Origin of the sequence: Priestia endophytica (assembly GCF_026790145.1) — a bacterium.
GTDB classification, from domain to species: Bacteria; Bacillota; Bacilli; order Bacillales; family Bacillaceae_H; genus Bacillus_I; species Bacillus_I endophytica_A.
This window is the reverse complement of sequence record NZ_JALAMS010000001.1, coordinates 109,189-128,679: the sequence shown is the minus strand read 5'-3', so window position 1 is coordinate 128,679 and position 19,491 is coordinate 109,189. Positions and strand designations below refer to the sequence as shown.

Sequence of the window (19,491 nt, the reverse complement as noted above, 5' to 3'; positions counted from 1 at the left end):
ATTGTTCCATGATTGTCACCTTTTAGACTTAAAATATCAGATAAATTACACAGGTGAACTAAACATTTACCCCTATTTTACATAGAATAAACCTCTTTTTTTAAAATTCGGCTACTTTTTTTCTAATTTTCTAAAAAAATCCCTACTTCATAGGCAAAGGCTTCTAACTAATTGTTGCTAAAAATCTATTTTTATCATCTTTAGTTACAAAAATTTTCTCATTTTTCAACGATAACCTGTCCAAATAAAGCCTGCTTTTTTACTCCTTACCCTTAATGTTGCATAAAAAAAACATAGTCTCTCCAAAAAGGAGACTATGTTTTTAGCTTTATTTCACAATTTTAATATTGTAGTTCTCAAACCAAACATGAATCTGACAAAGGTGGGCTAGAAGCTGTGGACCTGTCATAAGCTGCCCGAACCAAGGAACAGAAAACTCTTTTCCTTTCGAATCCGCAATTGCCTTAAGTTTTTCAGCATTAAAAAGCTCATATAGAGGGGAATTAGAGTCTTTTAAAATATCTTTTAACCATTTTTGCACAATGTTTGTATAGTGAGGATTGTGTGTTTTAGGATATGGACTTTTTTTGCGATAAAGAACTTCGTTTGGAAGTACCCCTTCAAGCGCTTTTCTTAAAATTCCTTTTTCATATCCTCCTGCCGTTTTCATCTCCCATGGAATGTTCCATACGTACTCTACAAGACGATGATCAGCAAATGGAACGCGCACTTCCAGACTTGCTCCCATACTCATACGATCTTTTCGATCAAGAAGCGTTGGCATAAACCAAATCATATTTAAATAAAATAAGTTTCTTCTATTTGCCTCTTCTTCACTTTCCCCGTCAAGAGCGGGAACTTCCTTAATGGATTGCTCATAGCCGTTCTTTACATATTCCTTCAGTGAGAGTTTTTTTTGCCACTCATCTTTTAAAAGATCTACCCTTGCATCAACAGAGCGCATCCATGGAAAGTTATCAGAAGAAAGAGCATGCGTTTTATGGAACCAAGGATATCCACCGAAAATTTCATCTGCACATTCACCTGAAAGACCAACAACAAAGTTTTTCTTAATTTCTTTACAAAACCACAGGAGAGAAGAATCGATATCAGCCATGCCTGGTATGTCTCGAACAAGCACAGATTCTTCTAAATAATGAGCAAGCTCTTCATTGTTAATCACACAGCTATGGTGAATCGTCTTAAATTCATCAGACATCTTTTTAATGTATGCCCCATCTGAGTTTGGTTGGAACTCTGATGCTTTAAAGAATTTCTCGTTATCTTCATAATCAATTGAGTAAGTATGAAGGGACTGGCCTTGTTCCCGAAAAGCATTGGCAGCAATGGCTGTAATGGCACTTGAATCGATTCCCCCCGATAAAAAGGTACAAACCGGAACATCAGAAACAAGCTGTCTTATTACAGCATCCTGAAACAGTTCTCTCACATGTTCTGCTGTCTCTTCAAGTGAATCAGTATGTTTTTCACTTTTCACATTCCAGTAGCGCCAGATATTCAATCCTTCTCTACTAAATGTCAAAGCATGTGCAGCACGCAGTTCGTCAATCCCTTTAAAAACCCCATGGCCAGGCGTATGTGATGGACCAAGACCTAATACTTCGGCTAATCCGTCGTACGTAATCTCTACCTCTACATCTTCATGAGCAAGAATAGCTTTTAGCTCTGAAGCAAATTGAAGCCCTCCTCTATATACACGATAAAACAGCGGCTTTACACCAAGTCTGTCGCGAGCCATAAAAAGAGATTGTTGTTCTTCATCCCAAATGGCAAAAGCAAAAATACCGTTAAAATGTTCAACACATTTCTCTCTCCACTCCACATAGGAAAGAAGAAGCACCTCAGTATCAGAATGACCGCTAAATGTATAGCCTCTCTTTAAAAGTTCCTTACGAATATCTTCTGTATTATACAGTTCTCCATTATAGCAAATGGTGTAAGAATTTTCTTTTTTATCTCTTGTCATTGGCTGTATGCCGCCGCTTGGATCAACTACAACAAGACGCTTATGTCCAAAAGATACATGCTCTCTTACCCAAGTGTTCGTATCATCAGGACCTCTTTTTTCAAGTGTTTTTGTCATCTTTTCAATTGTGTCACGCTTTTTCAGTAGGTTCTGATTATAATCGATCCAACCAGTAATACCACACATGTTTTCCCCACCCTTTCATTTATCGTGGTCCATAGATTTTTCAATAGTGCTATCTTATGCGTAAAAAGTAAGAGGTTGATTTGTCCATCCGCTTTTTCTTCAAAATTTTGTGTTTTATAGTTATAGAAAATAGGAAATTAGACAACAAAGAATAGTAATAGAATTTTCAACAAACCATTTGGAGGAGTGGCCTATGAAAAATTTATCGAAAACGCAGTGCTTAGAAATGCAACCACGCTCCTTTATTTCAGGAACGCTTGAGTGTATTGATTCACAATGGATTTTTTTTGATGAAGAAGATGAAGCATCAATGCTCCAAGATATCCTTAGCTCATCTTGTGAGGTATATTGGAAAGGTCATTGGCAAAAAGCATGTTGGAAACAAGATAATTCATTTGAAATTAACAACACAGTTTGCTTTTTACAAGATGGGGCAGAGCTGCGCATTGGAAAAAAACTACAACACGCTTATCAACTTCTTATTGATGAGCTTTCAACTCACTCATTCATGCGCTTAAGCCAACTATTGAATGATCTCTCTTTTTCTCTTTATGATTGTATTTATTGCTTTAACACTTTATGTTTCTTACCTACTGATGGTGAAAAAAACGGCGTGAATTTCCTTATCTTTGATAACGAAGAAAGAATCTGTTCAGTTCATCACCACTTTGATTGTAGTGAAGGAAACGACCGTTTTGAGATTACACTCAATACAGGTGAGCAGTTCTTATCATCTGATTTACGAAAATTGGGATAGAAAAAGATCGTAAGAAGAATTCTTACGATCTTTTTTGGTTACTGCACTTTATTTCTTAATGTCCCAATACCTTCAACTGTTATTTCGATGATGTCTCCTGAAGATAGAAATCTTGGTGGATTAAACCCTTTTCCAACTCCAGCAGGCGTTCCTGTAGCAATAATGTCGCCCGGTTCAAGTGTTGTTCCTTTTGATAACGTTGCAATAATTTCTTCAATCGGAAAAATAAACTGTCCTGTATTGCCATCTTGTCTTATTTCTCCATTTACTCTCGTTTCAATATGTAAATTTGCTGCATTCTCAATTTCTGATTTATGCACAATAAAAGGTCCCATCGGACACGAAGTATCCAAACTCTTTCCGATTAGAAACTGTTTATGTTTTGACTGCAAATCTCGTGCTGTAATATCATTCAAAATGGTATAACCAAAAACGTGATGAAGAGCATCATCTTTAGAAATTGCTTTTCCTTTTTTTCCGATAATAATAGCAAGCTCTCCCTCATAATCTAATTCATCTGTTACATCTTCATGACGTAAAATAGGTGCATCAGGGCCTACTACAGCTGTTGGTGCCTTTGAAAACAGCATAAGGTTCGTTGGGATATCTTGTTCACTTCCCATTTCAATCGCATGATCACGATAGTTCTTTCCAACACAAAATACATTTTTACTCGGTCTTGGAATTGGAGCAAGAATCTCTGTTTCCTCTATGGAATATGAAAAAGCATCATGCCCTTTTTCTTCGATAATTTCCTTGATAATATGCTCAAAATAATGAAAATGCTCAATAAATGAAATCATATTTGTTGGAATATCTGTCTGAAAACGCTCTTTGGCAATTTTATTTATATGAATTACTTTCTCTCCTTGGATCATACCAATAAATTCATCATCATGTAGTCTAGCTGTCACAAATTTCATTTTTTATTCCTCCTCTTTCTACCTTTTAAACAATTCGCTCTTTCTTTCTATATTCCTACTTTTCAACTGCGTTTTTTTCATTTTTCATTCCTCGATATGTGAAGGAGCGCAGAAAATGCTCCAAAGGACCTCTAGAGTATCTCTTCAGGATAATAGAACTTCCAATGCATTGAACAACAAAGAAACCAAGGGCTAACAGAAAGCCTTGCATAACTGTTATGTCGCCATAAAAACCTAATCCATAATTATAAAACAGGAGCGTACATACAACAGATTGAGCAATATAATTTGTGAGTGCCATTCTTCCTGCTGACTGTAAAGGCTGCGCGATAAACCGCGGTATTTTTTCACCATACATCATAAACAGCGTAATATAAAAGATTGCTCCTAAAGGTCCACCAACGCTGTCTTGCATAAAGTCCGTAGCGACGTTAAAACCAATCAAATACGGAAGAATCTTAAAAAATAGAAAAGCAAAAAAGCATACCATACATATATATTTAATGAAAAGAACGTTTTCCTTTATACTTTCAAACCCTTTTTCTTTTGCTAAAAAGGCTCCGATAAGAAAGAAAGGAAAAACAGATAAGAACAGAAGCGGGAACGTCCCTATATTATTGATATAATACCAATCAAGGAAACGCTGAGAGAAAATCTCAGCAATGCTTCCATCTCTATAAGCATTTATAGAACTATCAATAAGCGGCTGCACAACGCCAACAGCATTTGACTCTGCTTTTGAGAACGAAGCAACGATAAGAAGAAGAAGCATAATGATACTTGGAATAATAAATAAAGCTCCTCCCCAATAAAGAAAGGTTCTCCCTCTTGCTTCTTGAAAAAAAGTAGAAAAAAACCGCACACAGCATACAAAATTAAAATATCCCCATACCAAATAACAAAAGCATGTATACATCCGATACACAAAAGTAAAAATAGCCTTCTTGAAAATAAAGGAGTAAAAGCAACATTATTCTTAAAAGAAGTTTGAAAGATGTTCATAAATCCAAAACCAAATAAAGTAGCGAAAATAGGATAGAAACTTCCCTGTCCTAAAATATCTATAGCCATATATATTTTTGAGTGTGTATCTTCAAAGGAATCCATATAAATAGAAGGCGAATAAAATCCAGGCATGTTGACAAGTAGAATTCCTAAAAGAGCGAACCCTCTCAAGAGGTCAACAGTTGCTATTCTTTCATCTTTTATTCCATTCATTTTCTTACTTCCTTATTCATTTCTCTCTTAGCCATCCATTATAGCTGAAACTTAGTAGATCATCAGCTTTAAAGGGGTCAGAAATTTATTCCAATTACAAAAGGATAAATAGGCTATCACCTTATATTTCGTCCTAACATACGATACACTATAACTCAAAATCAAAGGGTGTTTTTATGCCAGCTATTGTTGGAGCAGTTAGTGTAAATAATATTGGAACAGCAAGTATTTTTCATATTGGAGACGTTTATACGATCGCACCTTCAGCAAATTCTAAGACATTTGCTGGAGCAGGATCTTTTAGTACTGGAGATGGATTGGTGATTAACAATAAAATCAGTTCAACAAATACGCAGGATCAAGATTTTATTGATCAACCTATAGCTGCCAATGCTTAATGAGGTGAGGTTATGAATTTCTATGTAAATCAAAGCATTTGCATCCATTCGATTCGGGTTGCGAGCGTTAGTAACTCTTCTGTCTTTCAAATTGGAAGCGCTGGAATGATTCGTTCTCTTGCGCAGCTTTACAATACAGGCGGCTTCACAGAGAAGGCTCCTGAAACAGTAAAAGCAGGTGAGACCACAAACGTTGTTGAGCCAGAAGCACCAAGCGTTCCTCTTAATTTGGGAAGAAAAAAGAACGTATGAGTTGAGAAGAACTCCTTCACATCTTTTGGGCACATGCATAATGTATAAAAGCAGCTTACTCACATGAAATGGAGGAGATTCTTTATGAAATACGGAGGAACGATGCAAACATATATCTACCAACTTCAGGCCCAAATTCAACAACAGAATCAGCGGATTCTGCAGCTTGAGCAAGCTATAGGAACCCTCCAAAAACAGATGAATTCATTAAAAGAGGCCCCTTCAACTAAAGTTGACAGAATTGAATACAAGTTTGATCAACTCAAAATTGAAACACTAGAAGGAACGCTAAATATAGGACTTAATCCACTTTCTCCTGATCATCAGATTGAAGAATTCCATATTAGTCAGAGTGACTTAACGCCACCAAACCGGAATGCACATATAAAAGAACTAGGCGATGAAATTTATGAAGAGACGCTCACCTTATTAGAAGGAAACGGCCATGATTGGATTCGTGATCTTGCTAGAGAGAAAGGAATCAATTTACATGAGTCCTATTATGATTTCATTACAGAAGATATAAAGAAGCAGCTTGAAGAACGGATTCTTTTCCATCTACAGCAACGAGATGAGGAGCAACCAAGAGAAGAGAAAAAAGAAAGTATAAAAACTCAAATTACTCAAGATATGAAACGGGGAATAGATGCCTTTTTAACACATCTTCCTCAATCATTTAAAGGAGCAGAAAAATGATGAATTATACGGTTGTGAATAGAGACTTACTTGTTGGAAATGTTCACGTGCTTGGTGTATCTACCTCCTCTGTATTTTTGATTGGTGATACTGAAAGCATAGCTCTTTCCTCTGCCTATGATACACCTCCAGAGTCTCTTATTATCGGTCCTTATGTTCCTCTTTCCTTACAATAAAGGAGAAAAAATATGCGTACTTCAAAAATAGATTGGTTTCGAATGAATTCATTAACATCTAGCTCTATTTTTAACATCGGAGATTCAACACATATTAGAGCTTCGGCGAAAGTAATTGCTATACAACGTGAAGCAGAACTTTTTTTTGGCAGGGAAGGAAACTTTGATGATTATATAATTTTTAAACGAAGCTACCCTCTACTAACTTTAAAACGGATTCCAACGGTAAAATATAACGAATCTAATATGATTCATGTTGGATCTGTTCGGGTGACTGGAGCTTCTACTTCTTCTGTTGTTCAAATTGGCTCAACAAAAGATATAAAATGTTATTCACGTGTTAAACATGTTAGACAGCTTCTAAGTGATCGTCGAGAGAAAGAGCAGGAAGAAAGAGAGGAGGGATAGCATGCCAGCACTTGTTGGACCTGTGCAAATTGTAAGCATTGGCAGCGGTGGTGTTGTTACATTTGGGGATACCTTTTATGTTTCACCTAAAGACACTTCAAAAGTTGCTTATGGATCTGGATCTGGAAATACAGGAAATCTTATTAACACAAATACAGGCGGATCTGCTACAAATACGTTCGACCGGGATATCGCAGACCAAACTGTAGCAGGAAATGCATAAAAACAGGCCTCGACGGCCTGTTTTTTATACTTTTCTACTATTGGACTTGCGTGTTCTTGGGAGGCGTGATGACGGCTGCTTTCTGATCCACTTCATAAATTTATTGATCTTTTCATCCTGCCGCAAGTCAGGAATTGTATTCAATCGAACTGCTAGCTCGTCATTTGTATAAAGAGCGTGAATTTGCTTGTGATAAGGAATACAAAGGTTTGCTGTTGGTTCAAATGTGCCTCCCATTTCCTTTGGAGTTAAATGATGAACAGTTGTATAAACATCATCTCTTCCACAAAGCTCACATCGACCAATTCGTCGCTCTTCTTTTGATGTTGCCACACCATATCTGCTCCTTTCTCCTTTAAAGCGTTTCGATTTTCACTTTTGTACCATTGCCAAGATCATCTGCTTTCTCAACAATAAGGCGCTTAGGCAGACGTGCACGCAGCTCTTGAACATGACTAATGATTCCAATTGAAAGATCATTAGACTGAAGCTTTTCGAGTGCTGTAATAACTGTATCAAGAAGCTCGCTATCAAGTGTACCGAACCCTTCATCAAGGAAAAAGAACTGCAGTGGATATTCTCCTCGAAGCTGAATGCCTGCAGAAAGAGAAAGCGCTAAAGATAGAGAAGTTAAAAATGTCTCTCCACCAGACAAGCTTGAAATCGGTCGCTTTACTCCCCCGTTGGCATCATCTCGAATAACAAATCCTCCTTGTGAATCTACTTCAAGAGCATATCTCTGTCTTGTTAAAAACCCTAATCGCTCTGATGCATCTCGGCTAATTGCAATAAGCTGCTCTTGAGCCATATACTCGATAAAAGCATTTCCCTTAAATACGCTTTGAAGCTTCTGATACTGAGAGAGCTCTTCTTGTATCTTTTCTCTCTCTTTTTCCAAACTTCCCAATCGTTCATTTCTTACTTGCAAATCTTTTAAAAGAGCTCTTGCTGACCCTAGTTCTGTTGTTGCTTCTTTCACACTTTCCTTTAAATCAGCCAAAATAGAAGATGTCTCTTTAAAAGATTGTTCTGTGACACTTTGATTATCAAGCAATTTTGTAACATTTTCTAATGCTATTGTGACGCTCTTTAGTTTGTCCCAAAATGCTTCTACTTCTTCACGAATCTTCTGCTGTTGCTCCTCTGTTATTAACATTTCTTTTACATCTATATCAGAATGAAAGCCTGAGCTATTTCTCTTATCTTTCCATTTACTTTCTTTCTTTTCATATCGTTCATTTAACTCTGCGAGTGAGGAGACTATTGATTCATATGAAGCTTTTACTTCTTGATGTTCATTATTGAAAAGGTGCCACCTTTTCAATGTTTCGTCTTCTCTTTCTCTTAAAGAATGGATCTCTTTATTTATGCCATTAAGAAGCTCTTCTAGCGAATTTTCTCCAATAATTTGTATTAAGCGTTGCTGTTGTTCTAAAAGTGACGCTTTTTTGTTCTGCAAGAATGAGGAAAACTCAACTTCCTTTCGTTCGTGAACATTCCATCCTTCACGTAATTTCTCCAATGCTTTTTCTGTTTCCTCCAGGTATTCCACACTTTTTTCAATTCGCTCATTAAGCTCAGCCAGTTTTTGATCGTTACGCTCAAGTTGTTGTTGAATAGATGAAATGCTAGTAATCTCAAATTCTTTGTAGCGTTCTTGCCATTCTTTTTGCGCCTTATTCATTTCTTCTTCTATTTGCTGAACAAACTTTGCTTGTTCCATTAACATTTTGTTTTGTTGCTCAGACTCAAACAATAGCTTATTCTTCTTCTCGCTTACATCCCCTGCGATTTTTACGAGGCGATCAATTTTCTCTTTTTGACCAATATAATCTTGCTCTAGCCCTTTTAGTTCTGTTTGCAATTTTACAATACAAGCTTTTAACGTTTCATCTTTCGTAAGAAGCGGTGGAATATCTTCTTGCTTGGTTTGTTCAAACTCCCCAAAACAGTCAAGTAATTTCTCAGCAAGCGGCTCAAGCTTCAATTTCAAGGAGGAACAAATATATTTACGTTCTTGTAAAATTGATAAGTTTTTTCTTAATAAATCAATCTCTTTTCCATCAGTTGCCTCCATCTCTTCTCCTGTTGCTGGTAAAGGATGTGTCGTTGATCCACATACAGGACAAGGCTTACCATCATGAAGGTGTGCAGAAAGTGTTAATGCAAGCTTTTGTTTATTTGCTTCTTCTACCTTTCTCTGCATTGCCTCAATTTCGTGTTCCCCGCTAGCAATAAATCGTTCAATTTCACGCTCTCGCTCACAAACAAGATTATAGATATGTTGCAGAAGATCGTACTGCTCTACCGCTTGTTTTTTCACCTTTTCTTCGTTTTCTATAGAACTCTTCATTTCAAGTTCTAACTGTTGAAGATTCTTCTTCACTTGATTATGCTGTTCTTTTTTTTCCTCATGTTGCACCTTGAGGATACCAATATCCCGACTTTCTTGAACAGCATATTGCACTTTAGTTCGGTAAGAAGGAGACACACTAAGCCTCTCTCGTTCTTCCATAAGCTCTTTTTGTTTTGCTTTTCCACGCTTATATAAACTTTCTCTCTTTTGAAACTGCTCTTTAATACCTCTTCCTGATTCCAAAAGTTCCTCATGTTGCTTGCGAGCGTTCTTTACCGTTTCGGATAGAGTTGTAACGTCTTTATTTAGCTCTTCCGCATATTGATACTTCTCACGCTGAGCAAGAAGGAGAGGTTCTCTTTGTTCTCGCTCTTTATTTGCTCGTTCATATTCCTCTTTGGCCAAGGCTGCTTTTTGATTTACTTCTTCTAATTTTCCTGCCCGTTGATTTTTTTGTTTTTCCGCTGTTTGCTTCTGTAAAAATAGATTTTCACATTCTTCTAAATATGGACGCAAACTCTCTGCTTTGAGCGCTTTACTTAAATGCTCTTCACGATTCTTTATCTCCGGTTCTTCCTCTTTAAGCTCTTTTAACTTTGCTTCATTCTCTTCTTTCTCTTTCTGCCATTCCCATAGTTTTTGCTTATGGTCATATTCCTTTTGAATATGTAAAAGCTCTTGTTCTCTCTTTTGAAGCAAAAGTTCACAGCTTTTCACTTCTTGTTCAGCTTCTTTTACTTTTTCAACGGTGGCTCCTCCAAGTTCTGCTTGTGCTGCTAAAACTTTATCAAGTTCATGTTTCGCATTTGTAAGGTTTCGCTTAATTTTTTGAAGAAGCTCGTCTCCATATTTCTCTAAATTAAATAATCTTTGAAGCATTTGACGACGTTCTGCTCCCTTTAAAGACAGAAATTCAGCAAACTTTCCTTGTGGAAGTACTACAGCTCGTGTAAAGTCATCAATCGTAAGACCTAACAAAGAGTTAATATACTGATTGACATCATTCATTTTGTCTGCCAAAACAACTCGTTCGTCTCCTTCTTCAATGAGGCGACTTGTTGTTGACTTTACTCTCCACTCGTCACTTCGCTTGAAATTCCGTTCAACAGTATACGTTTGCATGCCGTCTGCATTTTCTAAGCAAAAAGTGAACGCGACTTTAAGTTCATCTTCTCCATGATTTAAAATACCATGCGTATTGTTTGCTGCTCTTTCTACTTTCCCGTACAAGGCAAGCGTCATTGCATCTAATATCGAAGATTTTCCACTTCCAGTTGGTCCGAAAATCCCAAAAACTCCACCTTCACAAAGCCCGTCAAACTGAATCATTTGCATCTGGCGAAAGCTGTGGAGCCCTTGAATTTTTAACGTTATTGGCTTCACTCCTCTTCCTCCTCATGAACAAGGCTTAAAAACAGCTCCATTAATCGACTATCAGGAGTTCCGCCTCCTGTTTGTCGTTCATAAAATCGACGGAATGCTTCATCAATCGGAATGTCTTTTACCTTTTCTTCCTCTGACTGTGTTTCTTCATAATGAAATACAGGACGGATATGAATGATACCGTTATGCTCTTTTCGCAAACGGTGGATCTCTTCCATTGAAAGAGCATCTGTTAAATGAATTTCAAGGTCAATCCAAGCGTTAGCATCTTTCTCCTCTTCAAACCATTGATAAACTTCTTGTATTCCATGCTTAGCTTTCCATCTTACAAGCGGTTTCCCGCTGTTGATAGGAATTTCTGTCAGCTCTGCTTTCCCATAGGGCACAACATCAATAATAGATAAGGACTTCGTATACCCTGCTTCTGAAAAACTGTAGGCAAGAGGTGATCCAGAATAACGGGCAAGTGTTTTCGCTCTGCCAACATTTTGCGGACGATGAAGATGTCCAAGTGCAACATACTGAGCTTCTTCTGGCAAACTTGTTGCCGCTACTGTATATGCTCCTCCAACTTCAATTGGTCGTTCTGAGTCACTAGCACTTCCCCCTGCAACATGAATATGGCTCATTGCCATGTGTACGGCACCTTTTGTAAACTGACTTGCAAGATTGCTGAAAATCCCTTGAATTCTAGCATCATAAGAGTTTCTGATCTCTTTTTCATCACTATTCTCTGACAGAAGTTCGTTAAGACGAGACTCAGAGGGATACGGTAAAGCCGCAACTTCAAGCATTTCTCCTCCAACTGGAACCTTGACAATATTGTTCATGGGGTAGCCAAATAGATGAATGTTTTGAACTCCCGCAAGTGGAGAAGAAGCACTTAACCGATTTGGGCTGTCATGGTTCCCTGCTATTGTAATGATTGGACATGCTCCTTGCTGTGACAATTTTGCCACACTATCATAAAACATTCCTTCAGCTGTTGCAGGTGGATTTACTGTATCAAAAACATCTCCTGCCATTAAAATGGCATCAATTTTTTGATCTTTCACAACCTCTACTAATTCAGCTAAGAACTGTTCCTGTTCTTCAAGACGGCTTCTTCCTTCTAATGTACGCCCAAGATGCCAATCTGCTGTATGCAAAATTCTCATGTTCATACTCCTTTTGAAAAAAGAGAAGAAAAATCTCTTCTCTTTTTATAATGATAAAAAATGACCTCCGTCAAAGAAATAAAGGTATCGTTCATTAATATGAATGGAGCCAATTTCTTCAACTGCTCGTGTATAAAGATTCAGTTGTGTTTTATATCTGCTCAGAAGTGTATCTCTTGCTTTTTCAAAGTCGCCTTGAAAACGGTTCGCAATATCATCTGTCTTAAAATCTAATAAAACTACTCCTTTTTCGTCTCTGAACAAACAGTCAATAATTCCTTGAATAAGCACGGGTTCTTCTTTTCCTTCCCAGTTTTGTTCAAGCTCTGATGCCTTCGCAGAGAAACTGAACGGCATTTCTCTGTAAACAGAAGGTGCCTGTTGCAGACGCTGTCCAACCTCACTTTCAAAGAAACCAAGTAATCCATTAATATTAATCGATGCTGCTTCTTTTTCCGTTAAAATTTCTCTTGTAATTAAAGAAGAACAAAGTTCAAGAAGAGAAGCTGCAGTTACATCTGTTTTTAATGGAATATGCTGCATAACTGTATGCATAGCCGTTCCTTTCTCAGCACTTGTTAACTTTTTAGCTTGTAAAAAGAGTGGACGTTCTGTAATAGGCTTTTGAAATCCTTTTGTTTGTTCTTCTTCATCAAGAAGCTGACTTTGTCGTTTAAGCTCTGAGACAGATTGTTTTGATTTTGTTTTAGAAGCTTGTTGGTAAGCGTATCTCCATCCTAGTCGACGCTCAATTTCTTCTCTATACGGGCTTTGGATTTTAACCTGTTGGCTGTTTTTGATTGCTTCGACAAGATCTTTGTCTTCTTCTTCTTTCTTTTTTTCACTTTCCTGTAGAGAGAAAGAAGGGACAACATTTAATTCCCATTTTGACGCGTGGTTATAAAGCTCTTGATTTGAAGCTGGTTGGTTATGAGCAAAGCTCTCAAAATCTCTGTGGCGGATAAGCGAAGGGATAATCCACTCAAGATAGGATTTTGCTTCTTCTCTAACAGCTGATTGCAAAAGAATATCCTCATGATAAAAAACACTTTCCCATTTGTTCACAAGCTTTTCTTTATCACTTGTTGTTCCAACTAAAATCAGCTTTTCTTTTGCACGCGTAAGAGCAACATAAAGTACCCGCATTTCTTCTGCAATACTCTCTCTTCTAATTTTGCGTTTTATTGCTTGTTGAATAAGGGTTGGATATGCTACACGCAAGCGAGGGTTAATTCGCTTTGAACCAAATCCAAGCTCTTTATGAAACAAATAAGATTTATTAACATCCATTAAGTTAAATGACCGACCAATTCCCGCTAAAAAAACGATTGGAAACTCGAGCCCTTTACTGCTATGAATGGTCATAAGGCGCACAACATCTTCCTGTTCTCCAAGAGCACGAGCTGTGCCTAAATCATCTCCGCGCTCCTGCATGCGTTCAATAAAACGCAAGAAGCGGAAAAGACCACGGAAAGAAGTTGATTCATACTGACGCGCTCTGTCATAAAGGGCATTCAAGTTGGCCTGTCTTTGTTTTCCTCCCGGTAACCCACCGACAAATTCAAAGAAGCCTGTTTCTCTATACAGATTCCAAATTAACGTATATAGCGGGCGCTGACGAGCTTCCTTTCTCCATTTCAAAAGACAGTGATAAAAATGTTCAACATCTTTGTATTTCTCGTCTTCTGCTGAAGCTTCTTTCAAATACGCTTTTAATGCTTCATAGTACGTTCCCTTCTCATCGTAAAGACGAATTGAAGCAAGTTCTTCATCATTTAATCGTACAAGTGGTGAACGGAGAACAGAAGCAAGCGGAATATCTTGATATGGGTTATCGATGACTTTTAAAAGAGACAGCATAATCGTTACTTCTGTTGCTTCAAAATAACCTTTAGAAAGATTAGCATAAAGCGGGACACCTTGTTCTTTAAACTCTTCTAAAATTTGAGGTGCCCATGTCATAGAGCGAAGTAAAATGACAAAATCACGGTATGTTACATTTCTTGTTATACCTTTTTTAGCATCATAAACTTGAAAACGATTTTGAACCATCTCTTTAATTTTCCCAGCCATCAAACGTGCTTCAAGCTGAGAGGTTTCAAGCTCTTCAGTTGAAAACTCTCCCTCCTGCACAGGAGTATCTGCACCGTTCTTTTCAATAAGATGAAGCTCTGTTGCCATGTTCTCGTCTGGCGGATACGAAGCTCCTCTTTTTAGCTCTGCATCGCTGTCATAAGAAATTTCTCCAACGCCTTCATCCATAATCTGATAAAAGAGATAGTTTGTAGCATCAAGAACTTCACTTCGACTTCGGAAGTTTTTATTAAGATCAATTCTTAATCCACCTGTTCGACCATCTTTTGTAAATCGCTTATATTTATTAAGGAATAGAAATGGCTCAGCAAGTCGGAAACGATAAATAGATTGCTTAACGTCCCCTACCATAAATAAATTCCCTGTACTCTCTTCGTCTCTTGTCACTAGCTTGATGATTGTTTCTTGCACCATGTTTGTATCTTGATATTCATCAACAAGAACTTCATGAAACTGTGAAGCATACTGTTTAGCAATTGCCGAACGCTCGATTTCTCCATCTCTTTCTTCTGTTAAAATAGCAAGACTATAATGTTCAAGGTCGCCAAAATCAACGAGTCCTTTCTCACGTTTTTTAAGACTATAACGTCTGCTAAATTCCTTTACGAGCTCTGTTAATACTTCAATAACAGGCTTCATATCTATCATATCGTCTATATAAGCTGTTAGTGGTCGAGAAAATAACTCAGACTGCAGCTTCTCTAGCTTTTCTTTTGCTGTTTTGCGAATATCGCTACTCTGATCCACAAGATTTTGATCATATTCACCTTTTTTGCATGGTTTCAAGCGTGAAAAGGTTAGATTTCTCATTGCTTCATGCGCTTCTTCAAAAGATAAAGCTGCCCCGCTTTGAATTTTTTGAAGCTGTTCAAGATCTTCCTCAAAATTTATACTTCGTGGTGCCGGTCCATCTGGTTTCTTTGTTAAGGCTAATCCTTGATTCAATAAATCTTCAACACTATGAAGCTGTTTCCTTACTTCATTCATTAAAAAAGGCATAAATGATAAATCACTAATTCTCGTATTTTCGTTTACTTTATACTGTAAAAGCAGTTCATCTAAAAACATTGCCGGTGACGGAGTTGATTGAGAAAACTCATACATTTTTCGGACAATCTCTTGAATTTCAGCATCACTTCGATCACTCGTATAACGATCAACAACATCTAAAAATTGAAGATTATCTTCACGGCTGTAATAGTCCTCAAAAAGTTCCTGAAGTGCTTCATCACGTAGAAGTTCTGCTTCTGTATCATCTGCGATTCGAAAGCCAGGATCAATATCAATCTTATAGTAATAATTACGAATAACGTTCAAACAGAATGAATGAAGAGTTGAAATGGAAGCCTTGTTTAATAAATTCAGCTGACGACGAAGATGGAGTGAAGATGGAGCTTTTTTTAGCTCTTTCTCCAACGCTTCCCCAATTCGATGTTTCATTTCTGCTGCAGATGCATTTGTAAAAGTTACAACTAGAAGTTGATCAACGTCAATAGGAGATCTCTCGTCTATCAATTTTCCAATGATACGATCAACTAGAACAGCTGTTTTTCCAGAACCAGCAGCTGCTGCCACAAGCGTATCTTGACCAGTAGCAACGATAGCTTTCCACTGGTCATCCGTCCACTGACTGTTTGCTGGCTTCTCTCTTAGATCCGTCATTTTGTTTCACCTTCTTCTTTCATACGTTCTAACACAATTTTATCTTGCTCTTTCTTAAGCTCTCGGTAGCTATTTTCTTCAAATGCTTGATCAAACTGACAAACAGATTTGTAAGAACAGAACTCACACGGTGTACGATCTTTTAATTTGTACGGAGAAATATCGATTTTTCCTTCTGTAATACTTGTTCCAGAAGCTTCAAAGTGTTGACGAATATAATTCCGAATTGTCTCAAATTCTTGTTCACTTGCAACAGAAGAATTTGAATAAAAACCGCCCGTCTTCTTCAAGCCTGCTGATACAATTTTTGAATGACCTGATTCAAGCGTTGTGTCCATTAATTTAATAGACTCCTCTTCACCAAGAAGAAGGCCTTTCATCTTGAACTTTTTGAATAGCTCATCTTCAATTTCATCTTCTTTAAGAAGTTTTGTACTGTTCACAAATGGATTGTGTACATGGAAATAAAGGACACCTGCTGGCAATGCTTCTTTACCAAGCCATTTCGCAGCATATGTGATAACAACATCTAAATAAGCAAGCATTTGAAGGGAAAGGCCGTAATAAACTTCAACTAAGTCAATATCTCTGTCGCTTGATTTATAGTCAATAATCCGAAGAAGAAGGCCTTTTGAACTCATCGCTTTGTCGACCCTGTCAATTCGGCCAACAAGCTCCATCTTTGTGCCATTTGGCAACGTAATCGGAAGCGATGGTAACGTTTCTTTCGGACCAAAGGCAAGCTCAAGCCCTATCGGTGCAAATCCGCTTGCTTTTGCATGATCACTTAAAATAATGGTTGCTCGCTCTACTGTTTGCTGAAGTTTTCGTTTTAAGTACCGATGACGATGCGAACTTAATAGAATCTCATTTTGCAAATTTAAGGAAAGCTCGTCAACGCTAAATACGGCAAGCTCATGACATTCCTGCCTTGTAAGCTCACTCCACTCTTTCCCTTCATGCTGTAATCTCTCTGAGATCAACTTCAACGCACCATGAAACAGTTCACCGATATCAGGAGCATTGAGTTTAAAAACACGTCGTTCTTTTAATTTTAGCCCATGCGCCGCAAAGTGAGAGTATGGACATGCATTGAATTTTTCCATACGCGAAACGCTTGTTTTAATTTTTTGGCCATAAAGTTTTTTAGTAATCCCTTTTGAAAGCACTTTAGCTTCATTTTTATAGAATAAACTACTCAAAACTTGGCGGCTGTATAAACGATAATTTTCATTTTTTATAAAATAATTATAAACATCCCACCATATTGGACTAATCGGGTAGCCATTCCTCCATGCTTGCAGTTGATATGCTAAATTTGCAAGGGATGTATAGGGACTCTGAATATAAGCAAGCTGAGCCTCTTCAGGAAGCTCTGCTGGGTTTGCTGCAAGCCACTCTTCCTTTAAAAGTGGGAACATTTCACGCAAATGATTGATAACCCTTGATGGAAGCAACGTTTTCCCTTCTTCGTTCGCAAGAGGATAGCTAATGTAGAGGCGCTCTTTTGGTAAAACAAAAGCAAGATAAATTAAGAAATCTTCATCAAAAAGCTGATCCCTTGTACTTGGAGCAAGAGAAGCACCTATCCGCTGCAAGTTTTCACGCTCAGTATCTGATAAAAGGCTGTCTTCTACAGGAAGAGCTGGAATAACCCCGTCATTTGCTCCAATAACGAAAACAGCTTTTATATTTGTTAAACGAGAACGCTCAAAGTTCGCTACCATCACTTGATCAATTGCTTGAGGAACAAGCGCAAATTTCAGGCTATCAAATCCCGTATCTAAAATAGAGCTAAAAAGTGTAAAAGATAGCTTTTGTTCTCCCATCATTTCTACAAATTGATCAAGTAAGTGAATAACTGCTTTCCATACTTGATGGTGTTCATCAGCACGCTGTAAGTCTCCATTTTCATTTGCTTCTTCTCTAAGCTTCTCCATCTTTTCAGGGATATTTAAAGAAAGAAGAAACTCATAGATTACTTTTCCATATTCGAAACCTGTTTTTGCTTTCTTTAAACTTTTTTGCAATGAATGGATAGGATGAACAACAATGTCTCTTAATTCATTTAACTTTTGTTCTATCTCTCTTTCTTCGTCTGTTTGTCCTGTTTTTACATCTTCAAGGGAACGATAACGTCTATAGGTCCATTTTTCCTCACTTGTCCACTTAGAACCTTGAATACCATAAGAGAGTACATAGTTCTCAAGCTTGTCCATCTCTTCTCTTATCTCATTAAGAGAGATGTTGAGTGGAAAAAGCAGATCTGTTTTAATTGCTCTAAAAATAGGTTCGTACCGCCATGAACCTCCTGCTATCTCAAGGCTTGAACGCAACAATTCGATAAGCGGATGATGGGCCATTGCTCGTTTTTGGTCAATAAAGTGCGGAATGTCATAGTCTTGAAAAAGCGCTCTTATCGTGTCTTCGTATTCATTCGGATTACGAACAATAACAGCAATATCTCGATACCTGTACGTTCCTTGTGAAACAATCTTACGTATCTCTCGTCCGACACCTTCTATTTCAGCTCGCCTATTTGCGCTTGGAAAAAGCTTAATATCGTCTACTTCTTGCTCGAAAGTTGGGACAGGGCGATGCTCAAAAAATTGTTCAAGATGACGAAGCGGTGAAGAATTATTGTATCTTGCTCCACCTTTTAAAACGAGGGGATCCATAATTTCAATGCTTTCTTCACCTGCTCCGTTTTTTAGTGTTTGATATGTTTCAGCTGTTGTTCTAAAGAGATAAGAGCTTTCCTTCTCTCCTGTTAAACAAATCTTCACATCTTTGGCTTCCTTCATTAAAGAAAATAGAATGTTAAGCTCTTGAGGAGTAAAAGTATAAAAGCCATCAACATAAACAGTTGCATTTTTCACATAAGAAGAGTAAGGAAGCTTTTCTGTTAAAAGTTGTAAATAATCTTCCGAATCTACGTATTTTGTGAACAAGTATTCTTCAAAGCTCTTATAAATGACAAGCAAGTCTTGAAGTTTCTCGCCTAGTGCTCCTTCTTCCTCTTTTGTTTCCTGGACTAATTCTGTTAATGCTTCTGGTTCTAAGCAATATCTTTTAAGTTCAATAATCATACTTTCAAGCTTATCTACAAACCCTTGCTTCTCAGCAGCATTTTTAAAAATAGACAGCTCATCTCTCTTTTCTTCGATAATCCGACGAAGCAACATATGAATTCCTGTATCATCAAGGTGTAAACGAGTCATGCCTCCTACTTCTTGTAATACTTTCCACGAGAGACGTGTAAAACTTAATACTTGCGCTCTAATCATTCCAGCTAATCCTTTAGTTGAAATAAGATTGTAATCTGATTGGAACGTCATTTGTTCCGGAACTAAGTAAATAATAGGATCTCCAAGTGGATCTGAACGGAGCTCTGAACGAATTTGATCCAAACAGTACGATGTTTTTCCACTTCCAGACCGACCAATTATAAATTGAAGTGCCATTGTTCTCCTCCTACCTTCCTCTAAGCTGATTATGTAATTTGTAACCGGCTCTTTTTCTTTATTATAACATCGAAGCCATTACAAAACATCCGTTCGGTTTTTGCTAATGAATGAATTTTTTTCTTTAGCAATTTCTTCTGTTTTCATTTTA

15 protein-coding genes are annotated in these 19,491 nt (G+C 37.5%); 7 read left to right on the top strand and 8 right to left on the bottom strand.

The window, feature by feature from the left end; translation table 11 throughout:
• Positions 1-328: 328 nt before the first annotated feature.
• On the bottom strand, positions 329-2,173 hold the full coding sequence (gene asnB / locus MOC86_RS00700; protein WP_268582318.1) for an asparagine synthase (glutamine-hydrolyzing): 1,845 nt from the start codon (positions 2,171-2,173) through the stop codon (positions 329-331).
• 193 nt (positions 2,174-2,366) lie between these two features.
• Between asnB and MOC86_RS00695 the strand changes: the two genes are divergently transcribed.
• A complete protein-coding gene (locus tag MOC86_RS00695) occupies positions 2,367-2,930 on the top strand; it encodes a DUF2777 family protein (RefSeq protein ID WP_268582317.1) in 564 nt (187 codons plus the stop codon).
• A 38-nt stretch (positions 2,931-2,968) separates the two neighbouring features.
• Here the strand turns inward: MOC86_RS00695 and MOC86_RS00690 are convergent, their stop codons facing one another.
• The gene (locus tag MOC86_RS00690; protein WP_268582316.1) at positions 2,969-3,853 is read right to left on the bottom strand and encodes a fumarylacetoacetate hydrolase family protein; all 885 of its coding nucleotides are present in this window, start codon (positions 3,851-3,853) and stop codon (positions 2,969-2,971) included.
• Between the two features lie 55 nt (positions 3,854-3,908).
• The gene (locus MOC86_RS00685; RefSeq protein WP_268582840.1) at positions 3,909-4,769 is read right to left on the bottom strand and encodes a DUF418 domain-containing protein; all 861 of its coding nucleotides are present in this window, start codon (positions 4,767-4,769) and stop codon (positions 3,909-3,911) included.
• A 478-nt stretch (positions 4,770-5,247) separates the two neighbouring features.
• On the opposite strand from MOC86_RS00685, the gene MOC86_RS00680 reads away from it, so the two are divergent.
• The 6 genes from MOC86_RS00680 (at position 5,248) to MOC86_RS00655 (ending at position 7,224) form a co-directional block, all read left to right on the top strand.
• Entirely contained in the window at positions 5,248-5,469 is a 222-nt protein-coding gene (locus MOC86_RS00680; protein ID WP_268582315.1) for a spore germination protein, read from the top strand.
• Positions 5,470-5,481: 12 nt separating this feature from the next.
• Positions 5,482-5,721 (top strand): spore germination protein GerPB, encoded by a 240-nt coding sequence (locus MOC86_RS00675; protein ID WP_268582314.1) that lies wholly within the window; start codon positions 5,482-5,484, stop codon positions 5,719-5,721.
• Between the two features lie 84 nt (positions 5,722-5,805).
• The gene (gene gerPC, locus MOC86_RS00670; protein WP_268582313.1) at positions 5,806-6,417 is read left to right on the top strand and encodes a spore germination protein GerPC; all 612 of its coding nucleotides are present in this window, start codon (positions 5,806-5,808) and stop codon (positions 6,415-6,417) included.
• Complete coding sequence (locus MOC86_RS00665) at positions 6,417-6,593, top strand: spore gernimation protein GerPD (protein WP_026009683.1); 177 nt, start codon at positions 6,417-6,419, stop codon at positions 6,591-6,593. Before gerPC ends, MOC86_RS00665 begins: the two co-directional genes overlap by 1 nt.
• 12 nt (positions 6,594-6,605) lie before the next feature.
• Positions 6,606-7,001, top strand: coding sequence for a spore germination protein GerPE (locus tag MOC86_RS00660; RefSeq protein WP_268582312.1), 396 nt, complete (start codon positions 6,606-6,608; stop codon positions 6,999-7,001).
• A 1-nt stretch (position 7,002) separates the two neighbouring features.
• A complete protein-coding gene (locus MOC86_RS00655; RefSeq protein WP_268582311.1) occupies positions 7,003-7,224 on the top strand; it encodes a spore germination protein in 222 nt (73 codons plus the stop codon).
• A 24-nt stretch (positions 7,225-7,248) separates the two neighbouring features.
• Here MOC86_RS00655 and MOC86_RS00650 read toward each other — a convergent pair whose 3' ends face one another.
• The 5 genes from MOC86_RS00650 to addB are packed head-to-tail and all read right to left on the bottom strand — an operon-like array spanning position 7,249 to position 19,340.
• Positions 7,249-7,557 (bottom strand): HNH endonuclease, encoded by a 309-nt coding sequence (locus tag MOC86_RS00650; protein ID WP_268582310.1) that lies wholly within the window; start codon positions 7,555-7,557, stop codon positions 7,249-7,251.
• 22 nt (positions 7,558-7,579) lie between these two features.
• Positions 7,580-10,963: an AAA family ATPase gene (locus tag MOC86_RS00645; RefSeq protein ID WP_268582309.1), complete on the bottom strand. Its 3,384-nt coding sequence runs from the start codon at positions 10,961-10,963 to the stop codon at positions 7,580-7,582.
• Complete coding sequence (locus MOC86_RS00640; protein WP_268582308.1) at positions 10,960-12,120, bottom strand: exonuclease SbcCD subunit D; 1,161 nt, start codon at positions 12,118-12,120, stop codon at positions 10,960-10,962. The genes MOC86_RS00645 and MOC86_RS00640 overlap by 4 nt, the downstream gene beginning before the upstream one ends.
• A gap of 45 nt (positions 12,121-12,165) precedes the next feature.
• A complete protein-coding gene (gene addA / locus MOC86_RS00635) occupies positions 12,166-15,876 on the bottom strand; it encodes a helicase-exonuclease AddAB subunit AddA (protein WP_268582307.1) in 3,711 nt (1,236 codons plus the stop codon).
• Positions 15,873-19,340 (bottom strand): helicase-exonuclease AddAB subunit AddB, encoded by a 3,468-nt coding sequence (gene addB, locus MOC86_RS00630; protein WP_268582306.1) that lies wholly within the window; start codon positions 19,338-19,340, stop codon positions 15,873-15,875. Before addB ends, addA begins: the two co-directional genes overlap by 4 nt.
• Between the last annotated feature and the right edge of the window lie 151 nt (positions 19,341-19,491).

Bases quoted from the DNA above. Each gene is read 5' to 3' on its own strand.
- asnB (WP_268582318.1), bottom strand. From the start codon at position 2,173: ATGTGTGGTATTACTGGTTGGATCGATTATAATCAGAACCTACTGAAA.
- MOC86_RS00695 (WP_268582317.1), top strand. From the start codon at position 2,367: ATGAAAAATTTATCGAAAACGCAGTGCTTAGAAATGCAACCACGCTCC.
- MOC86_RS00690 (WP_268582316.1), bottom strand. From the start codon at position 3,853: ATGAAATTTGTGACAGCTAGACTACATGATGATGAATTTATTGGTATG.
- MOC86_RS00685 (WP_268582840.1), bottom strand. From the start codon at position 4,769: ATGTATACATGCTTTTGTTATTTGGTATGGGGATATTTTAATTTTGTA.
- MOC86_RS00680 (WP_268582315.1), top strand. From the start codon at position 5,248: ATGCCAGCTATTGTTGGAGCAGTTAGTGTAAATAATATTGGAACAGCA.
- MOC86_RS00675 (WP_268582314.1), top strand. From the start codon at position 5,482: ATGAATTTCTATGTAAATCAAAGCATTTGCATCCATTCGATTCGGGTT.
- gerPC (WP_268582313.1), top strand. From the start codon at position 5,806: ATGAAATACGGAGGAACGATGCAAACATATATCTACCAACTTCAGGCC.
- MOC86_RS00665 (WP_026009683.1), top strand. From the start codon at position 6,417: ATGAATTATACGGTTGTGAATAGAGACTTACTTGTTGGAAATGTTCAC.
- MOC86_RS00660 (WP_268582312.1), top strand. From the start codon at position 6,606: ATGCGTACTTCAAAAATAGATTGGTTTCGAATGAATTCATTAACATCT.
- MOC86_RS00655 (WP_268582311.1), top strand. From the start codon at position 7,003: ATGCCAGCACTTGTTGGACCTGTGCAAATTGTAAGCATTGGCAGCGGT.
- MOC86_RS00640 (WP_268582308.1), bottom strand. From the start codon at position 12,120: ATGAGAATTTTGCATACAGCAGATTGGCATCTTGGGCGTACATTAGAA.
- addA (WP_268582307.1), bottom strand. From the start codon at position 15,876: ATGACGGATCTAAGAGAGAAGCCAGCAAACAGTCAGTGGACGGATGAC.
- addB (WP_268582306.1), bottom strand. From the start codon at position 19,340: ATGGCACTTCAATTTATAATTGGTCGGTCTGGAAGTGGAAAAACATCG.